The following is a 16,506-nucleotide window of genomic DNA, read 5'->3' as shown; positions in this document are numbered from 1 at the left end:
ATTAACTCATAACACCTCCGAAATAAGCTGCTCTTAATATGACACATATTCTTGATTTTCATTCTGTGACCCAAAAATTGAATAAGAGGCGAATAATCTATACATATAAGGGGGAACACATTGATGGATTACATCGGAAACCGCTATAAGCTCGATCAAACGATTATGCAGATGACGAACGGGCTGTTGCTAAGAGGGACAGATCTGACCTGTAACCGTGATGTTCTTCTATATACATTTCAAGAGACCGACGATTCAGAGCATCAGGAATCGTTGCGTTGGCTGAAAAAAGCGTCTCTCATGTCGGACAAGCATTTCATGCACATACTTGACACCGGTTCGGAAGACGGCACATTGTTTGCTGTTCTTCAGGCGGAACCGGGAGGTCCGTTATCCGAAGGGCTTACAAATTTGGAGATAACCGGCAACAAGGCGCTCATGTATGTCCACGAGTTGGCCAAGGGAATTCGAGAAACTCAACGAAAACGACTGCCGGAATACTCCGTAGACGCGGACAATTTGTGGATTCATGATAACGGACGGTTGCGGGTTTTGAATTTTTGGAAGGAAGGGAAGATCGGACGCCGCGGCGTGCCTGGGTTGGCTCTGCTTCTGTACCAACTAAGTGCCAAAACGGATATCCCGACATCCTCGATTAGCGCTTACTCATTCGAGCTTAACCGGTTGTTTGCGGATTTGTCGGATATAGCTCGGGAACGTGCCGTAGCTTTGGCCAGCAAGGCGTATGAGGGGATATGCACGCTTGCCGAGTTTCAACAGGAGGTGGAAGTACTAATCGGTATTTGCGTGAGGAAAGAGCCGCATCTTACATCAGCTTTACCTGCCTATGAGATACGCAGCACTGCAGATTCTGATGACAAAATAATTGGATTAAGCAAGCTGTTGCGCAAAGCGTCCCATATGCGCAAATGGCATCTGTTTACTACTGCCGGCTTCGGCGTGCTCATTCTGCTGCTCTGGTTGACACTGCGTCCGTACCAGGAACATGTGAACGGTTCTAACAGGCAGACACTTCAGACGCCAAATTCTACTGCGGTATCCGTAAATCGTACCGAGTCGCCGAAGCCATCCGTATCGGAATCGGCGATACCGGATTTGACGGCTGCGCAAACCGCGAAGCCCTCAGAAGCAGCAGTTCCGCCGGCAAACGATGGCGAGGAACAAGCCAAAGCCGGTGTCGTACCGGATTTGGTTGGTCTTACAAAGGAGGAGGCCGAGAAGTTGGCAATGGCCTCTGGGCTTCGCTATCAATTTTTCCTGGAGACGAACGCCGCAGTGAAAGGGCTCGTCTTCAAGCAGGATCTCACTCCTGGGACTTCCGTTAATAATGGCGACCGTATCACGTTCTGGGTGAGCAAAGGACAGTAAATCTGCGACAAGAGTTCGTATGGGTCAGCAGGCCTGATTGGATCGGCTGCCTTTCTAGGTGACATTGATATCGTTATACGTTAAGATTTATAATTAAACTAATTCAGGCATCTAAAAAGCGAGAGGGAGGTTGGCTGTTTTGCCTCAACTAGATATGCCATCGATCTTGCTGATTTTGCTGGCACTACTCGGAGTCATTAGCCGCAACAATTCAATTACAATTGCTGCCGTCGTACTTTTACTCATCCGAGTTGTCAATTTGCACCAAGCCTTCCCGTGGATTGAAAAGAATGGACTCTCGCTTGGCATCATTATTCTGACGATTGGTATCCTTTCGCCTCTGGCTAGCGGATCCATCAGCTACAAGGAGCTTTACCAATCATTTCTGCATTGGAAATCGATCGCCGCCATTGCCGTTGGCGTGTTGGTAGCGTATCTAGGCGGACGCGGCGCACATCTGATGTCCAGCAACCCTACGATCGTGACAAGTCTCGTTATTGGGACGATAATAGGTGTTGCCTTTCTTAAAGGGGTGCCTGTTGGACCTTTGATCGCTGCCGGATTGTTATCGCTTCTAATTGGGAAATGAAGATTCGTACATGCAAAATAATACATAAACAAAGAAGCCCCCAAAATGTGAATCATTTTGGGGGCTTTACTTTGAAATCTGGCGTTACGACACTGTTTGCTTGCGGAATTCGCTAGGTGTGATACCCGAAAACTTTTTGAACATGCGGTTGAATGAATTCATATTTTGATAACCGGCTTTGCGGGCGACATCCTGAATGCGGGAACCTGGTTCGAGCAGCATTTCCCTAGCTTTGCGAATCCGCAGATCGTTCAAGAAATCAAGAAAGTTGACTCCGGTCTTGTCTTTGAAATAAGTGGATAGGTAGCCGCTTGAAATATTCAGCTTATCCGCTATTAGCTCAAGAGTAATATCACCACTATAGTTCTTCTCTAAATACTCAATGGCAAAAGTGGTAATCGGATCCCGCTCTTCTTTCTTTCGATTGACCAACTCAATCGATGAAATAAGGAACTCGTTTAAGTATGATACAAGCTGCTCGTAGGTATGACATCCGAATATTTGTTCCTGTAGACTGGCTAGATCTCCCAAATGTCTGAAATCCACCTGCAGAGTGGTCAACGTTTTGAGTGTTTTGTGAATGATTTCATTGGCAAAATGATAGAACTGAAGCGATGATACCGTCCTCTTATGTAGTTGGGCCAAGAATCTATTTACGATTTGGCGTGTTTCAGTTGCGTTGCCTGCCTGCAGATTGACAGCGAATTCCTGTTCTTGCTGTTGGGGCAGGAACATCGTTACCAAGTCTTGCGCCAGATGTTTGTCAATAATTTGTGTTTTGTCGTTCAGACGGCGCTGTTTACTAAGTTGGAGCGCTTCGTCATAAGCTTCCGTCATCTGTGCGGCACTGGAATAGAAGGAGCTGATTGCCATTGTCACATAGAGCTCTTCCTTATCTAAATCAAAAATCCCTTGCATTTGGACGAGTAGATCCTTCAGGGCTGGATAGTCGGTTTCCTCAATGAAGGCGAAACTCATAATTCGGGATGCCTCGATTTGGAAGGTAAGAGATTCCGAATACTGACTCTTGAATTGGAAATCAATGAATTCCTTCATATAATAAGTCCCATTTTGCTCGATTGCCAGATGTTCCTGGCCACGTTTCTTATAGGTCAATTCAAAGATGACTATAACGTACGGCCTGTCGATGAAATCCATTTCGAGGTTGTTGCGGATTTTTTTCACGCTGCTCATGTAGGCAAAACTTTGGAGCTGTAAATTTTTGCGGCTTAAATCCGCGTGAATACGGTTGATCTGACTGCCAAGCTGATTGAATTCATTGATTCGACTCTGGACTGGGCTGAGCGGATTGTAATGCTTAAATGAAGCGATCATACGCCGTATCGGTTGATGAAAACCGAAACTGAACAAGAGTGAAGCAACGATGCCAATCCCGAGCGTGACGATCAGCAGGGAGACGAGAGATACGTTTAATTTTACTTGGGAGGCAATAAAAGCATCGGGTACAACGTTCACGTAAATAAGACCGGAAATGGCGCCTTCACGGTAAAAATAATAATAATTGTCCTTTTTGATATACATTTTCTCCTTATCGTAGGTTGGCGGCGCTCCCAGCTTCTCATCGGTTGAGGAGGTGAACAACTGCTTTCCGTCGGCGTCTAAGATGAAGAAATTATCATTGATGGACAAATGAAAGGCTTGAAACATTTTCCTAATGTCGAGAAAAGCGGCCATGTAGAAGTCTTGGTACCAGTTGTTCTTTACGATGACCGGGAAAGCTTGTCCTAACGAATTATAATCGTTTGTAAAGGGAATATCGTAGAAATTAGATGGAGCATATACGCGAAAATGCGTGCTATTTTGGAATTGTGCTTGCCAGAATGCTAGTGGGTAATCTTTGCTGGAGTAAAATTTATTGAAGAACGTGCTATCAGAAGTTATAGAGTTTTTGTCCAACACGAGATTAGGTTTTCTGTAGTAGAGGATCAGATTATCCAAATATAGCAGTGGGTTATTCGTAATTTGACGAATGTCCTGCATCGTTTTGGCGGCGATCTCATAGTTGATGGTATCACCGTTGAAATACATGAGCTGCTCATTCTCGTTAAAATATAAGTTGAGCAGTTGGTTTTTGATCAGCTCAAATTCCTTCTCATAGTTATCCGTCGTTGACTTCAAATTCATGGTGTTGTAATTGATGATCTCATCGCGGACTTTGTTCTTGGAGAACGTCAAGGAGAAATAATTGAAGGAAACGAGAATGACGACGACAATGAGGAAGCTGGCGAACAGCCGGATGAATAAGGAATTTGCAGTTGCACGGAGCTTGAGATTCGAGAGCATCATGGACAAGGCACCTTCCTTTTTGAAGCTGATCACAACATTTACAAATAATTATAACTGAGATCGTCGCCTTTGGGAATGCAACAATCATTGTGCTCATGCACCACTTTTTCGAATTCTTCACTGTTTTGCGGATTTATGAAATTCAGGAGAGGAAGTTGAAAAACCGGGGATAGGCAGCAGGCAATAGGCCGCATACAATCAATCCCATGAGGCAATTGCCGATCCCATTCAGGTGGGAACAGGCTGTGTAAGCCAATAGGATATGAGGTGATTGACTTGTCCAAAATTCGGTTTGCCATTGTAGGAGCGGGAGTGATCTCGCCCTTTCATGCCAGAGCCATCTTCCACCATCCAGAAGCAGAGCTTGTCGCTATCTCCGACGTTATAACCGATAAGGCGCGTATGATGGCCGATGAGTATGGAATTCCCCATGTGTATGCCAACTATAAAGACATGCTCGACCGCGACGATATTGACGTCGTATCTGTCTGCGTACCAAGCGGCATGCATGCCGAAATTGCAATTGCAGCGGCGCAAGCGGGAAAGAACATTCTCTGCGAGAAACCGCTGGACATTACGTCGGACAAAATGTCGCAGATGATTGCCTCTGTTCGCGAAAACAACGTGAAGCTCGGTTGCGTCTTTCAACGGCGTGTCATGCCGTCCGTTCTTGCAGCTCGTCAGGCCATTGCGGATGGCAAGCTCGGCAAGTTGGTTCTCGGCGACGCCTATTTGAAATACTACCGAAGCCCGGAATATTACAAGAGTGCAGGCTGGCGTGGGACATGGCAGTGGGACGGCGGCGGTGCGTTGATGAATCAAGGCGTGCATGGTGTTGACGTGGTCCAATACTTGATGGGTGGCGTTGACTCTGTGTTCGCTTATGCGGCGCCACTTCTTCGGGACATCGAGGTTGAGGATACGGCGGTAGCGGTGCTGAAATACAAGAATGGCGCTTTCGGAGTCATTCAGGGTACGACTTCTGTTTATCCGAACCAAGAGACACGCTTTGAGCTGCATGGGGAGAAAGGGACGATCGTCGTGACGGATAGCGGCATCAAGCAGTGGAAGATGCTGGACTCTGAGGAACAAGCACCGCAGGTAGGCGCGCTCTCCACAATGAGCCGGGCGAAGCCTGAGGATATGTCATCGGACGGTCATTATATATTTGTTGACGATATTTTAAATGCTGTGAAGGAAAACAGGGAACCAATGGTGAACGGTGAGGAAGCGAGAAAATCTGTCGATCTCATTCTGGCGATTTACGAATCGGCGAGAACGGGCAAAGAAGTAAACTTGAATGAATAGAAGGAGTGTTCCTGATGGAAGGGTTGTTGAAAATCGGTATGATCGGTCTTGATACTTCGCATGTTTCAGCTTTTGCGAAGCTTCTGAACGATCCAACACAAGAATATCACGTGCCAGGAGGGCGGGTCACCGTCGCGTATCCCGGAGGATCGCCGGATTTCGAGATGAGCTGGTCGCGGCTTCCTGGCTTCCGAAAGGAACTTGAGGAGAACTACGGAGTGAGTATCGTCGACTCCCCAGAAGAGGTAGCGGAGCAGTGCGACGCGGTGCTGCTTCTGTCCGTGGACGGACGCGTGCATTTGCAACAGCTTATGGCTATCGCTCATTACCGTAAGCCGGTTTTCGTCGATAAGCCGTTCGCGGTGCGTTCGGAGGATGCTCGCGAGATGGCTGCGCTAAGCCGGGAATACAATTTCCCGATGATGAGCTGCTCTGCGCTGAGGTATTCGGAGGCGTTGACAGTGGCACTTCAGGATAAGGAGCAGGGCACTTTAATCGGAGCTGATTTTTATGGGCCGCTGGAGATTCAGCCGACCCAGCCGGGCTTTTTCTGGTACGGCATACATACCGTAGAGATGCTATTTCGCACATTGGGCACTGGCTGCCAGCATGTGACAACCACGACGACTCAGGATCACGATCTGGTCGTGGGAGTATGGGCCGACGGCCGAGTCGGAACGATACGCGGCAACCGACGGGGGAATAAGACGTTTGGCGGGGCCGTGCATCGTGAGAAAAACACGCATTTCGTGAACACCAACGCCTTCGCTAAGCCCTATTACGCTAGCCTGCTAGAACGAGTAATGGCAATGTTTTCGAGTGGTAAGACGGATATTGAGATAGGCGAAACACTCCAAATTATTCGTTTCCTTGAGGCAGCTAATGAGAGTCGTGAGACGGGAATGACGGTGAAGTTATGAGCCGTTTTCGCTTAGGTATTTTGACGGATGAGGTGTCACAAGATTTACGGGAAGCGATCGCATTCGCAAAGCATTTCGGGCTGCAGGCATTGGAGCTTCGCTCCGTCGATAATCAGCTGCTCCATCAGATGGAGGAAGGCGCCATTGAAGACATACGGTTGCTTGTCGAACAAAGTGGGTTGTCCATATGCGGCTTGTCTGCGCCGATTTTCAAATGCGAGCTTGACGTGGAGGAAGAGCTGGGGAGCCATATCGCTATTGCGCAGCAGTATATTGCTATTGCACAGCGATTGAATGTATCGCTCATTCGTGGGTTTAGCTTCTGGGCACGAGATCCGTTCGAAGAAGCACTGCCGAGGATCGTCTCGCAAATCAAGCAAATAGCTCCCTATTTCGAGCAGGCGGGTATAACATTCGTACTGGAGTTCGATCCTAGCGTCTATGCCAGCAATGCCCGCAAAGTCGCACGCATCGTCGACGAGGTCGGATCGCCTGCAGTGAAGGCACTTTACGATCCAGGCAACGATCTCTGGGATCCCGATGGCGAGCTGCCATATCCGGACGGATACGATTTCCTGGAGAGCCGCATCCGCCATATTCATTTGAAAGATGCCATGAAGTCCGATGCCGGCATAGAGGCGGTTGCGATTGGGAGCGGACAAGTCGATTACAGAGGGCTGTTTCGCAGATTGCTGGATACGGGCTATGACGGTTACCTCGTGGTAGAGACCCATTATAGGCTTCATTCCGTTTTGACGGAAGAACAGCTGAAACGTCCGATGGGGGCGTCGTTTTCAGACGGCGGCCTGGAAGCCTCTGAGCAGAGCGTACGCAGTCTGCTGGATCTACTTCGGGAGGTTGGAGCTTACGAAACATGAGACGTTGAGGGAGGAATAGGAAATGAAGCAGCAGGCTCATCCGATTCTAGTAAAGCAGGTAGATGATCTGGAGGTTCAAGTGTTTGCCGACCGTCTGTCACTTGGAGAGGCAGCTGCCTCACAAGCGGCTGCCGTCATGAAGGAGCTGCTCGCCGGAAGTCAAGATGATCTGGTCATGGTGTTTGCTGCAGCCCCTTCTCAGAATGAATTTCTGGCAGCACTTATTCAAGAGGAAGGGATCGATTGGCAGCGCATCACCGCCTTTCATATGGATGAGTACATTGGGCTTCCGGCGGGCGCTCCGCAATCGTTCGGCAGCTTCCTGACGGAGCGATTGTTCTCCAAAGTGCCGTTCGCCGCCGTTCACCGGATCGACAGCACGAATGACATTGAGAAGGAATGTGCCAGGTATGAAGCGCAGCTGCTTGTAAAACCGATCGACATCGTGTGCCTCGGTATCGGTGAGAATGGGCACATCGCTTTTAATGATCCCCCTGTCGCCGATTTCAATGATAAAGTTTGGGTTAAGCCGGTGGAGCTCGATGAAGATTGCCGTAAACAGCAAGTCAACGACGGCTGCTTCGCCGAACTGAAGGATGTCCCTACCCACGCGCTGACTTTGACGATTCCGGCACTTATTTCCGGTAAGCACTTATTCTGCATGGTGCCAGGACCGACTAAGCGCGAAGCCGTGCACAGAACGCTGAGCGAGCCCGTATCGACGGCTTGTCCGGCTACGATTTTACGTTTTCATCCGTCAATCAAACTGTATGTCGATGCGGACTCCTTTGGGGGGATACCGGATGAAAGAGGGGTTGAGCATGGAGTCGGTTGAAGCATCGATCGAACGAGATGTGCCACAGCGTATACCGTCGCATAAGCGTGCTGTTTTTCTCAAGCGATTGAATCGTAGTAAGTACTTACTGATTCTGTTCCTCCCATGTTTCATCTACTATGTGCTATTTAAATATTTACCCATGTTCGGCCTTGTCATCTCTTTCAAGGATTACAACTTGTTCAAGGGGGTGTGGGCCAGCGATTGGGTTGGTCTAAAATATTACAAGATGTTTTTCGAAAGCCCGGATTTCCTGAAGCTGTTCCGCAATACGTTCCTGCTGGGCGTATCCACTGTGCTGTTCGGCTTTCCGGTGCCGATCATTCTTGCACTCTGCTTAAATGAGGTCAAGAACCTTTTCTTTAAGCGGTTTGTCCAAACTGTCAGCTACGTCCCGCATTTTATCTCCAATGTCATTGTGATCGGAATGGTTGTCATGTTCTTGTCGCCTACTACAGGCATCGTTGCACATTTTGTCAAGCTGCTCGGCTTACAACCAGTCAACCTCCTTGTGCAGCCCGGGTGGTTTCGGCCGATTTATGTGCTCGCTGATATTTGGCAGCATGCCGGTTGGGGCTCAATCATTTATCTGGCGGCGCTTACGGCGATTGACCCGCAGTTGTACGAGGCTGCAGCCATCGACGGAGCGAGCCGCTGGAAGCAGCTTTGGAACGTAACCATACCAGGCATTATGCCTGCGATGGTGATCATGCTGATTCTGAATATCGGTCATATCATCGACATCGGCTTCGAGAAGGTTTTCCTGCTGATGAATCCGGCAACTTATGACACTGGAGATATTTTCAGCACCTTTGTCTATCGGATGGGACTGACGCTTGGCAATTATAGCTACGGTACCGCTGTCGATTTGTTTACCGGCATAATCAGCCTGATTTTCATCTACACGGCGAACTATATCGGGCGCAAAGTCAGCGAAACGAGCTTATGGTAGAAAGGAGGAGGCCTTGTGAAGCGCAATTGGTCGTTGTCCCGTCTTTTGATTGGCTTATTCCTGCTGGCCGTCGCCATCGCTACGCTTTACCCTTTTCTGTATATGATCTCAGTCTCGCTCAGCAGCGATGTGTACGTGATAAAGAATGAAATCAGTCTGCTGCCCAAAGGCTTGAATTTCAATGCTTATCAAGTAGTGCTACATGATGACCGAATCTGGACTTCCTACCGCAATACGATTTTATATGTTCTGATAGGGGCGCCTCTTTCGCTGATCGTCACGGCTGCCGGCGCATACGCGCTGTCAAAGAAAGAGATGCTGTTCCATAAACAGTTTACGCTAATGATCGTGTTCACAATGTTCTTTAACGGAGGTATGATTCCGACCTTCCTTGTTGTTAAAAGCCTAGGTCTAGTCGACTCTTTCTGGTCCATGATATTGCCAACCGCCATCAGTACGTGGAACCTAATCATTATGCGAACCTTTTTCCTTGGACTCCCCAAGGAGTTAGAAGAATCGGGAAAACTGGATGGGCTGACGGAGATCGGGATTTTCACCCGCATCGTGCTGCCCTTGTCCACAGCTTCGCTTGCCACGATCGGTCTGTTTTATGCCGTCGGCATTTGGAACAATTTCTACTCTGCGCTGCTATACCTTCGCAACGATCAGCTATACCCGCTGCAAGTCGTGCTCCGCAATATCGTAATGGCCTCACAGATGGTCTTAAACGGGGGCAGCAATGTTGGTGACAATCAAGTTCTCGATGAACCGCTCAAGTACGCTACAATCATTGTATCTACGGTTCCGATTCTCTTGGTCTATCCATTCCTTCAGAAGTATTTCGTCAAAGGAGCCCTGATCGGATCGGTCAAGGCATAGACAAATAAACCAATGAAAAGGGAGATTGATTGCCATGAAAAAAAGCTTGAGTTGGGCGCTTGCCGCCGTGCTGACAGTATCTGTCATTTCCGGTTGCTCCGACCAGACCGGCGGAACGACCGCACCGACTAATGACGTTGCAGCCCCTGCCGATAAGTCCAATGCCGCACCGCTGAAAGAGCATACGTTCACTTTCCTCGATTATTCCAATGCCAGTTGGCCTTACAATAAAGATTGGCCGGTCTGGAAGTACATCAAGGAGAAGACGGGCGTCAGCCTTAATGTACAGGTTCCGCCGGACGCGCTGTTGGACAATGCCTTGAATTTGACCGTCGCTTCCGGGAATATGCCGGATTTGTTGTATACGCAAAGCAAGAAGACAGCCGACAAGTTCGGCCAACAGGGAGCTCTTGTCAACATTCTCGATTATCTCAACGATTTGCCTAACCTGAAAAAATGGATGGAGCAATTCCCTGCTGATACGCAAAACGCGATTTCGGCCGATGGCAAAATGTACGTCTTCCCAAACCACGGGATTGGGGAAACGAACCGCATGAACTGGATGTATCGGGAGGATGTGTTTAAGAAGAACGGGTTGAAGGTTCCTGCTAACTGGGATGAATTGTACGACAGCCTTAAGACGCTGAAGCAGGCGTATCCGAACAGTTATCCGATGGCATGGCGCCAAGGGTTGCAATACTTGCGTAACTTCGCACCAGCTTTTGGCACCGGCAGTGACGATGGCGCCAGCGACGTTTACTTTGATTTCGACAAGAAGGAATGGCGTTACGGACCTATCGAAGAGAACTTTAAAAAAATGATTACCTATATGAACAAATTTTACAAAGAAGGCTTGATCCCGCCTGATTTCTTGACGATTGATACGAAGCAGTGGCAGGATCTAATGTCTACAGACCGGACTTTCGTGACAGCGGACTATATCAGCCGGGTCGACTTCTACAACCTGCCGATGCGTAAGCAGAACCCAGAGTATAATTTGCGATTCTTGCCTACTCCGGCAGGTTGGGCAGGAGGCCCACAGAAGAACGCCTATACACAGTTCCTTGAAAACGGTATCATGGTGACATCGACCTCCAAAAATATTAAGGACATCATGCATTTTATGGATTTCTTTTATACGAAAGAGGGACTCGATCTTGTCAGCTGGGGCAAGCAGGGTGAAACGTACAGCGAAGAGAACGGCAAAAAGAAATTCACAGGAAGCTATGCCGATGTGTCGGATATGCGCAAGAAGACGGGTCTCTCGACGGACGGCACGTATACTTGGTTCGATTATGACGCCCACTTGTCGTTGTCGTCTCCAGAACTGCAGGATGCTTACAAGCAAGCTGTTAATTACGACAGCCAGCAGCAGCCTCGTCCCGCGATGACGCAACAGGAGCTTGAGGTTATTTCCACGACAGGCCAGACGCTGCAGAAGACACGTGATCAGGCTTTGGCCAAATTCATTACTGGGCAGCGGGATTTGGGTGAGTGGAACAGCTATGTCGATGAACTGAAGAAAATAGGTGTCGATAAGGTAGTCGGTGTTTATAAAGCGGCATACGACCGTTCACAAAGCACCAAGAAATAATGATCCTTCTTTGAAAAGATGATAGGTAAAAGCTTGAGCAGACCCAGCGCCTCCGCGTTGGGTCTGTTTCGAACCGAAGGAAGGGAGCCAGGTCAGCTTGGGAAACGAACAACCCGAAATTCAGCTTCAGGGTCTTCACTATTTAACTGGAGATCCGATTCGGATTACGATTCATCAAGGCCGTATTGACAGCATCGCACCATTGAACAATCTGGAGGTAGAGCAGCAGCAGCTTCCGTGGGTAGGCCCTGGCTTTGTAGATTTACAGATCAACGGATATGCAGGCTTGGACTTTAATTCGCTGCCGATTACGCCGCACACGACTTCCCGAATGACGCGTGCGCTATGGAAGGAAGGGGTGACCCGTTTTTTTCCAACGGTGATTACGAATAGTGAAGAAGCGATCAAGGAAGCTGTCGCTGCAATTGCCCAAGAATGTGAGGAGGATCCGGTCGCTGGAGACGCGGTTGCTGGCATTCATCTGGAGGGACCGTTCATTTCACCGGAGGACGGTGCTCGGGGAGCCCATTCGCGGCTCTATGTGCGTCCCCCTGATTGGACGCTATTCCAGCGCTGGCAGGAATCTGCCCGTGGCCGGATCAAGATCGTGACTGTATCTCCGGAGTGGGCGGAAGCGGAGGACTTTATACGCCGCTGCACCGATGCGGGCGTGCTTGTCTCCATTGGGCATACGGCTGCAGCACCCGATCAAATAGCTCGAGCCGTGGCCGCTGGTGCATCCATGTCCACACATTTTGGTAATGGAGCTCATCCCGTACTGCCCAGACATCCAAACTACTTGTGGGAGCAGCTTGCCGCTGAGCAACTGTGGACCAGTGTCATTGCGGACGGCTTCCATCTGCCTGATGCCGTGCTGAAAGTCGTCATGAAGGTCAAGGGGGAGAAGGCGCTTCTCGTTAGCGACGCGGTTATGTTCAGCGGCATGCAGGCAGGTACCTATGAATCGCATATCGGAGGCAAAGTTGTGCTTACACCAGAAGGAAGGCTTCATTTGGCGGAACAACCACAACTGCTGGCCGGCTCCGTCCAGATGCTACTTAAGGGAGTGAGCCACCTTGTGAGACGTGGTCTGTGCAGCCTGGGTGAAGCGTGGGAGATGGCGTCGATTCGACCAGCGCGCCGCCTCAGTTTGCCCGTATCTTCAGGGCTGCAACCGGGAGCCCCAGCGGATGTACTGCTTCTCGATTGGAGAGATGGCGAGGTGGCGGAGCCGCGCATCGCTGGTGTTTATAAGAACGGGGTGAGCGTGTTCCCGTAAGTCTCTTTCCTTTTTTGGACAGCGCTGTTTGCCAAAAATGACGTTCAAACAGAAAACTGCAAACCAAAGACCTGGAAAGGAATTGGTTTGCAGTCTTAAACATTTTACCAGTTGATTGCAAAACGATTGATGTCTTCGTGGGAGAGTTCACTCCCCAACAGGACTTCCATTAACTCAAGATCGGTAACGGCTTTGATTCCATGTTTGGCACCGGGAGGAATTTGTAAAACATCGCCAGCCAGAAGCCTGCACAGCTTATCCTCTAATAGAATCTCCGCGATGCCCGACAAAATCGTCAAGCTTTCTTGTCTTTTCAAATGCTGGTGATAGCTTGTGCATCTCCCCTGGGTGAGATTTACGATCTTGATCATCGCTTCATTTCCCATTTCATCTTTCCAATATTTCAGAACCCGATAGGAACCCCATCTTTTCTCACCGTACATCGGAAATTGAGGCGCTTGTGCCAGTCTTTCCTTTATTAGATTGGATTTATCCTTGTTAGCGATCAGAATGCCATCAAAATTTGCCGCAACAATGATATCCGGGATCCCGATAATTTCAATAGGATAGGGAAGTTCGTTAATGAGATGGGTATTGACGGAATCGTCCGATATTCGTCCTGCTCCTATAACGTTATCCTCAAATAGAACGCTTAAAGCCGTCCAGCTCCCAAGATCGCTCCAAGCACCTTCATACCTTATAACAACAGCAGGCAGTGTGAGCTCAACGACTTCTCGATCGAAGCTTAGATTTGCAAGTTGTTCGTAATTTGTAAGCCAAGCGTCAACTTGGACAGGATGCCCCTTGTCCTTTAAATACGCCAGCATAAACTTTAAAGAGAATGCAAATACACCGCAGTTCCACATAGCTTGCTGCTCGATTAAGCGACTCGCCGCAGACTCATTAGGCTTTTCAATGAACTGGTGAACGAAAGAATATTCGTCATTCTCTTTGGGCAGAACAGGAACAATATAGCCGAACTGATCTGAAGGTTTAGCAGGTGTTGTACCGAGGAGAGCAAGATCTGCTTTAGAACTTAAAAGGACATCTGGAAAGCGATGGAGCATTCGAAAAAACTCCGTATCTACATATGTGTCCACCGGAAGAATACAAATTGTTTCATTCGGATCGACTTGCATATTCTCCTGAAGATAACATGCAGCTAAAGCGACGGCTGTGAAAGTTCCTCTTTTATTAGGTTCGCCTATGATTGGGATGTGCTCGCCAACATGGTTACGAGTAATTTCCACTTGACTCTGATGCGTGACGATGCAAGTGGATTGAAGAAGTCCCACCTCATCCAATTGTCTGCATATTCGCCCAATCATCGACTCGCTGGCCCCATCTTCGGATTTCAAAAGCTTAAGAAACACCTTGGAGCGTATCTCGTTGGATAAAGGCCAAAGCCTTTTTCCCGATCCCCCGCACAAAAGTACAATACGCAAGCTAATACTCCTTCCCTTGGGGAACATCACCCTTCATCGTTAATTCTTGGATCGAATTACTTTTTCAATCGCATGTTTCATTAACATCCCAGCACGATCCCATGATTGATGAAACATATCCACTCTGCCTTTGCGTCCTTTTGCTTTGCAAAGCGCGGGATTCTCATATGCATTCCTCATAATCCTTTTCAAACTGTGCAGATCGGGTTCCGCCCATTTTTGTCCCTTTTGCGCAAAGAGATTGCTGAACTTTCTTGAGATCGCATGCGGATTGTTCATACTAACCGACGGATTCCTCAACTGATAAGGAATTAGGAAAGAGTTATTTGGCGTAAGGAAATCCATTTGACCACCCCAACCTGTAGCGATAACCGGCACACCGCTTGCCAGCGCTTCAAGAAATGGCAGTCCAACACCTTCGCCACGAGTAGGGAGGACGAAGGCGTCCCCGAGCGTATACAATCCTTTCAACTGGCTTTCACTGAGACGGCGGCCGATAATGACAACAGGAGCTGTATCTTTGCGGATACCCAATCTTTTTTTGTATTGCCATATTTTTTGCTGGATCCATTTCTCATTCTCATAAGCTGCATATCCGTTTGTTTTGATCACAAGAATAACGTTATCAGCAGAAGAAAATTCTTCCCAGTAAGCTCTAAGCAATCCTTCTGGATTTTTACGATGCTGGAAGCCAAAGACGGACACAAATGTAAATTTACCAGCCGCACTAGGAACATCCAATTTTTTATTGTTCGGATGGAACTCTTTCGTATTTACGCCATGAGGAACAATGAAAATCGGGACTTTTACACCGCTATTCTCTAATGCCCGCTTATTATGCTGTGAGGGTACACAAATCGCATCAAATTTGTTCATCTCGGGAAGCCAGCCTTTGGGTGTCATGGTTGTTTCCCATACGGTATTCAAAATTATTGGATCAAAAGAACTGCGTTCTTTCTTCCATTGAATGCGACTAGGAATATGATGATAAATTAGTGCTCTCTTTCTTCTAGCGGGAGTTATACTCTGGCTTAAATTACCTACACGGACGGCAACTCCTTGCCGCCTTAGCGATCGTACATACGCTCTGCTTGCACGACCAAGACCGCTTGCTTTGTGTACAGGTCCTTTCCAGACGACAGAATAGGGCTTCATTTGGACGCCAACTTGTAGGATTTAAGATATCCTTTACGTTTGTGAAAAGAAATGGACCTATAACTCTTTGTCAGAGAAGACATCTTTGAAGGTGAAATTTGAGGGCCGCTCATATTTAAGCTCTTATTTCTTGCAGGCCTCAAGATCATAGTCCCAGGTGCAGACGCATATAGGAAATTGCCATACGTTTCAAATTCAGAGAAGGCAAATTGCTTGGATTTGTTCATGCTTCTTATAATCGCGGAATACCAGCTTCTGTTATGTCTTGACTCAATCGCTTGTTTCAACTGCTTTACTTTGGATCTTTCGAACAGCATGTAGTGGGTAACGAAGGACGATCGAGCCGAACGGTTTCTTCCCATCAATTTTGTATACGTTTTGAAGTATTCGCTTTGACTCCAGTTTCTGCAGTAAAACACAGTCTTGTCGCCTACTTTGAATACATGCGGACGAATGAGCATGGTATCTGCATCTATAACCAGATAGTACTTTGACGTGCATATCGTATCGCCGCTCAGCTTAAGCAACTGCTGATAAAGCCATCCAGACCGATCCCATGTTTTGGATTGATAATGGATGTCCTTTTTTGTTATAGGTAAAACCGTATCTTCATCAACAAATCTGCATCTTTTGTTATAACAAAGATCTAGAATTCTTTGCTTCCGCGGTGCTACAATAATGATTTCTCGAATAGGGTGCTTCACAAACTTACGCACGGCATCAATAACATGGGGAAGTGTCCCCAGATCTTTTTCAATCGCTGGAATTAACACATCAATTGGGGTTGTCATCCGCTCATCTCCATAAATTAAATGTATGGATTATCATATGACGGGAGAATGAAATGGCATGGGTAAAGTGAGGTTGAAAAACGCACAAAAGTAAGGGTTCCACAGTTGAGGGAAAAGAAAAGACCTCCTTTAGAAAATAATTGAAGGGAGGTCTTTTGAATGATTTGAATGAAAATTAACTAGCT

The 16,506-nt window shown here is 47.9% G+C and carries 14 protein-coding genes; 10 read left to right on the top strand and 4 right to left on the bottom strand.

The genetic code is table 11. The annotated features are described in order from the left end of the window. Positions 1-123 precede the first annotated feature (123 nt). Together J2Z65_RS17045 and J2Z65_RS17040 are read left to right on the top strand one after the other, a co-directional pair. Positions 124-1,389: a PASTA domain-containing protein gene (locus tag J2Z65_RS17045; protein WP_209855963.1), complete on the top strand. Its 1,266-nt coding sequence runs from the start codon at positions 124-126 to the stop codon at positions 1,387-1,389. A gap of 139 nt (positions 1,390-1,528) precedes the next feature. Beyond that, positions 1,529-1,978: a DUF441 domain-containing protein gene (locus J2Z65_RS17040; protein WP_167060046.1), complete on the top strand. Its 450-nt coding sequence runs from the start codon at positions 1,529-1,531 to the stop codon at positions 1,976-1,978. An 84-nt stretch (positions 1,979-2,062) separates the two neighbouring features. Here J2Z65_RS17040 and J2Z65_RS17035 read toward each other — a convergent pair whose 3' ends face one another. Further along, positions 2,063-4,285: a helix-turn-helix domain-containing protein gene (locus tag J2Z65_RS17035; protein ID WP_167060043.1), complete on the bottom strand. Its 2,223-nt coding sequence runs from the start codon at positions 4,283-4,285 to the stop codon at positions 2,063-2,065. A 276-nt stretch (positions 4,286-4,561) separates the two neighbouring features. Here J2Z65_RS17035 and J2Z65_RS17030 point away from each other — a divergent pair, with 276 nt between their 5' ends. From J2Z65_RS17030 to J2Z65_RS16995, 8 genes are all read left to right on the top strand, one after another. Then, on the top strand, positions 4,562-5,593 hold the full coding sequence (locus J2Z65_RS17030; protein ID WP_167060040.1) for a Gfo/Idh/MocA family protein: 1,032 nt from the start codon (positions 4,562-4,564) through the stop codon (positions 5,591-5,593). A 14-nt stretch (positions 5,594-5,607) separates the two neighbouring features. After that, positions 5,608-6,513 (top strand): Gfo/Idh/MocA family protein, encoded by a 906-nt coding sequence (locus J2Z65_RS17025; RefSeq protein WP_193580963.1) that lies wholly within the window; start codon positions 5,608-5,610, stop codon positions 6,511-6,513. After that, positions 6,510-7,391, top strand: coding sequence for a sugar phosphate isomerase/epimerase family protein (locus tag J2Z65_RS17020; protein WP_167060037.1), 882 nt, complete (start codon positions 6,510-6,512; stop codon positions 7,389-7,391). Before J2Z65_RS17025 ends, J2Z65_RS17020 begins: the two co-directional genes overlap by 4 nt. Before the next feature lie 22 nt (positions 7,392-7,413). Continuing rightward, a complete protein-coding gene (locus tag J2Z65_RS17015; protein ID WP_167060033.1) occupies positions 7,414-8,226 on the top strand; it encodes a glucosamine-6-phosphate deaminase in 813 nt (270 codons plus the stop codon). Further along, positions 8,213-9,178: an ABC transporter permease gene (locus tag J2Z65_RS17010; RefSeq protein ID WP_167060360.1), complete on the top strand. Its 966-nt coding sequence runs from the start codon at positions 8,213-8,215 to the stop codon at positions 9,176-9,178. Before J2Z65_RS17015 ends, J2Z65_RS17010 begins: the two co-directional genes overlap by 14 nt. 15 nt (positions 9,179-9,193) lie before the next feature. Further along, the gene (locus J2Z65_RS17005; protein WP_338111710.1) at positions 9,194-10,057 is read left to right on the top strand and encodes a carbohydrate ABC transporter permease; all 864 of its coding nucleotides are present in this window, start codon (positions 9,194-9,196) and stop codon (positions 10,055-10,057) included. Between the two features lie 34 nt (positions 10,058-10,091). Beyond that, positions 10,092-11,651 (top strand): extracellular solute-binding protein, encoded by a 1,560-nt coding sequence (locus J2Z65_RS17000; protein ID WP_167060030.1) that lies wholly within the window; start codon positions 10,092-10,094, stop codon positions 11,649-11,651. Positions 11,652-11,748: 97 nt separating this feature from the next. After that, positions 11,749-12,930 (top strand): N-acetylglucosamine-6-phosphate deacetylase, encoded by a 1,182-nt coding sequence (locus J2Z65_RS16995; protein ID WP_193580962.1) that lies wholly within the window; start codon positions 11,749-11,751, stop codon positions 12,928-12,930. Positions 12,931-13,034: 104 nt separating this feature from the next. Here J2Z65_RS16995 and J2Z65_RS16990 read toward each other — a convergent pair whose 3' ends face one another. Genes J2Z65_RS16990 through J2Z65_RS16980 form a run of 3 tightly spaced genes read right to left on the bottom strand, consistent with a single transcriptional unit; the run spans position 13,035 to position 16,321 of the window. Further along, the gene (locus tag J2Z65_RS16990) at positions 13,035-14,375 is read right to left on the bottom strand and encodes a sugar phosphate nucleotidyltransferase (RefSeq protein WP_167060027.1); all 1,341 of its coding nucleotides are present in this window, start codon (positions 14,373-14,375) and stop codon (positions 13,035-13,037) included. A gap of 39 nt (positions 14,376-14,414) precedes the next feature. Further along, positions 14,415-15,530: a glycosyltransferase family 4 protein gene (locus J2Z65_RS16985; protein WP_167060024.1), complete on the bottom strand. Its 1,116-nt coding sequence runs from the start codon at positions 15,528-15,530 to the stop codon at positions 14,415-14,417. Next, the gene (locus J2Z65_RS16980) at positions 15,527-16,321 is read right to left on the bottom strand and encodes a DUF6492 family protein (RefSeq protein ID WP_167060022.1); all 795 of its coding nucleotides are present in this window, start codon (positions 16,319-16,321) and stop codon (positions 15,527-15,529) included. The genes J2Z65_RS16985 and J2Z65_RS16980 overlap by 4 nt, the downstream gene beginning before the upstream one ends. Positions 16,322-16,506: the final 185 nt, after the last annotated feature.

It is taken from the genome of Paenibacillus aceris, assembly GCF_017874035.1.
GTDB classification, from domain to species: domain Bacteria; phylum Bacillota; class Bacilli; order Paenibacillales; family NBRC-103111; genus Paenibacillus_E; species Paenibacillus_E aceris.
This window is presented reverse-complemented; position numbering and strand designations above follow the sequence as displayed.

Excerpts from the sequence above, each read along its gene's own strand:
- J2Z65_RS17015 (WP_167060033.1), top strand. The coding sequence starts at position 7,414 with ATGAAGCAGCAGGCTCATCCGATTCTAGTAAAGCAGGTAGATGATCTG.
- J2Z65_RS16980 (WP_167060022.1), bottom strand. The coding sequence starts at position 16,321 with ATGACAACCCCAATTGATGTGTTAATTCCAGCGATTGAAAAAGATCTG.
- J2Z65_RS17000 (WP_167060030.1), top strand. The coding sequence starts at position 10,092 with ATGAAAAAAAGCTTGAGTTGGGCGCTTGCCGCCGTGCTGACAGTATCT.
- J2Z65_RS17010 (WP_167060360.1), top strand. The coding sequence starts at position 8,213 with ATGGAGTCGGTTGAAGCATCGATCGAACGAGATGTGCCACAGCGTATA.
- J2Z65_RS16985 (WP_167060024.1), bottom strand. The coding sequence starts at position 15,530 with ATGAAGCCCTATTCTGTCGTCTGGAAAGGACCTGTACACAAAGCAAGC.
- J2Z65_RS17035 (WP_167060043.1), bottom strand. The coding sequence starts at position 4,285 with ATGATGCTCTCGAATCTCAAGCTCCGTGCAACTGCAAATTCCTTATTC.
- J2Z65_RS17025 (WP_193580963.1), top strand. The coding sequence starts at position 5,608 with ATGGAAGGGTTGTTGAAAATCGGTATGATCGGTCTTGATACTTCGCAT.
- J2Z65_RS17045 (WP_209855963.1), top strand. The coding sequence starts at position 124 with ATGGATTACATCGGAAACCGCTATAAGCTCGATCAAACGATTATGCAG.
- J2Z65_RS17020 (WP_167060037.1), top strand. The coding sequence starts at position 6,510 with ATGAGCCGTTTTCGCTTAGGTATTTTGACGGATGAGGTGTCACAAGAT.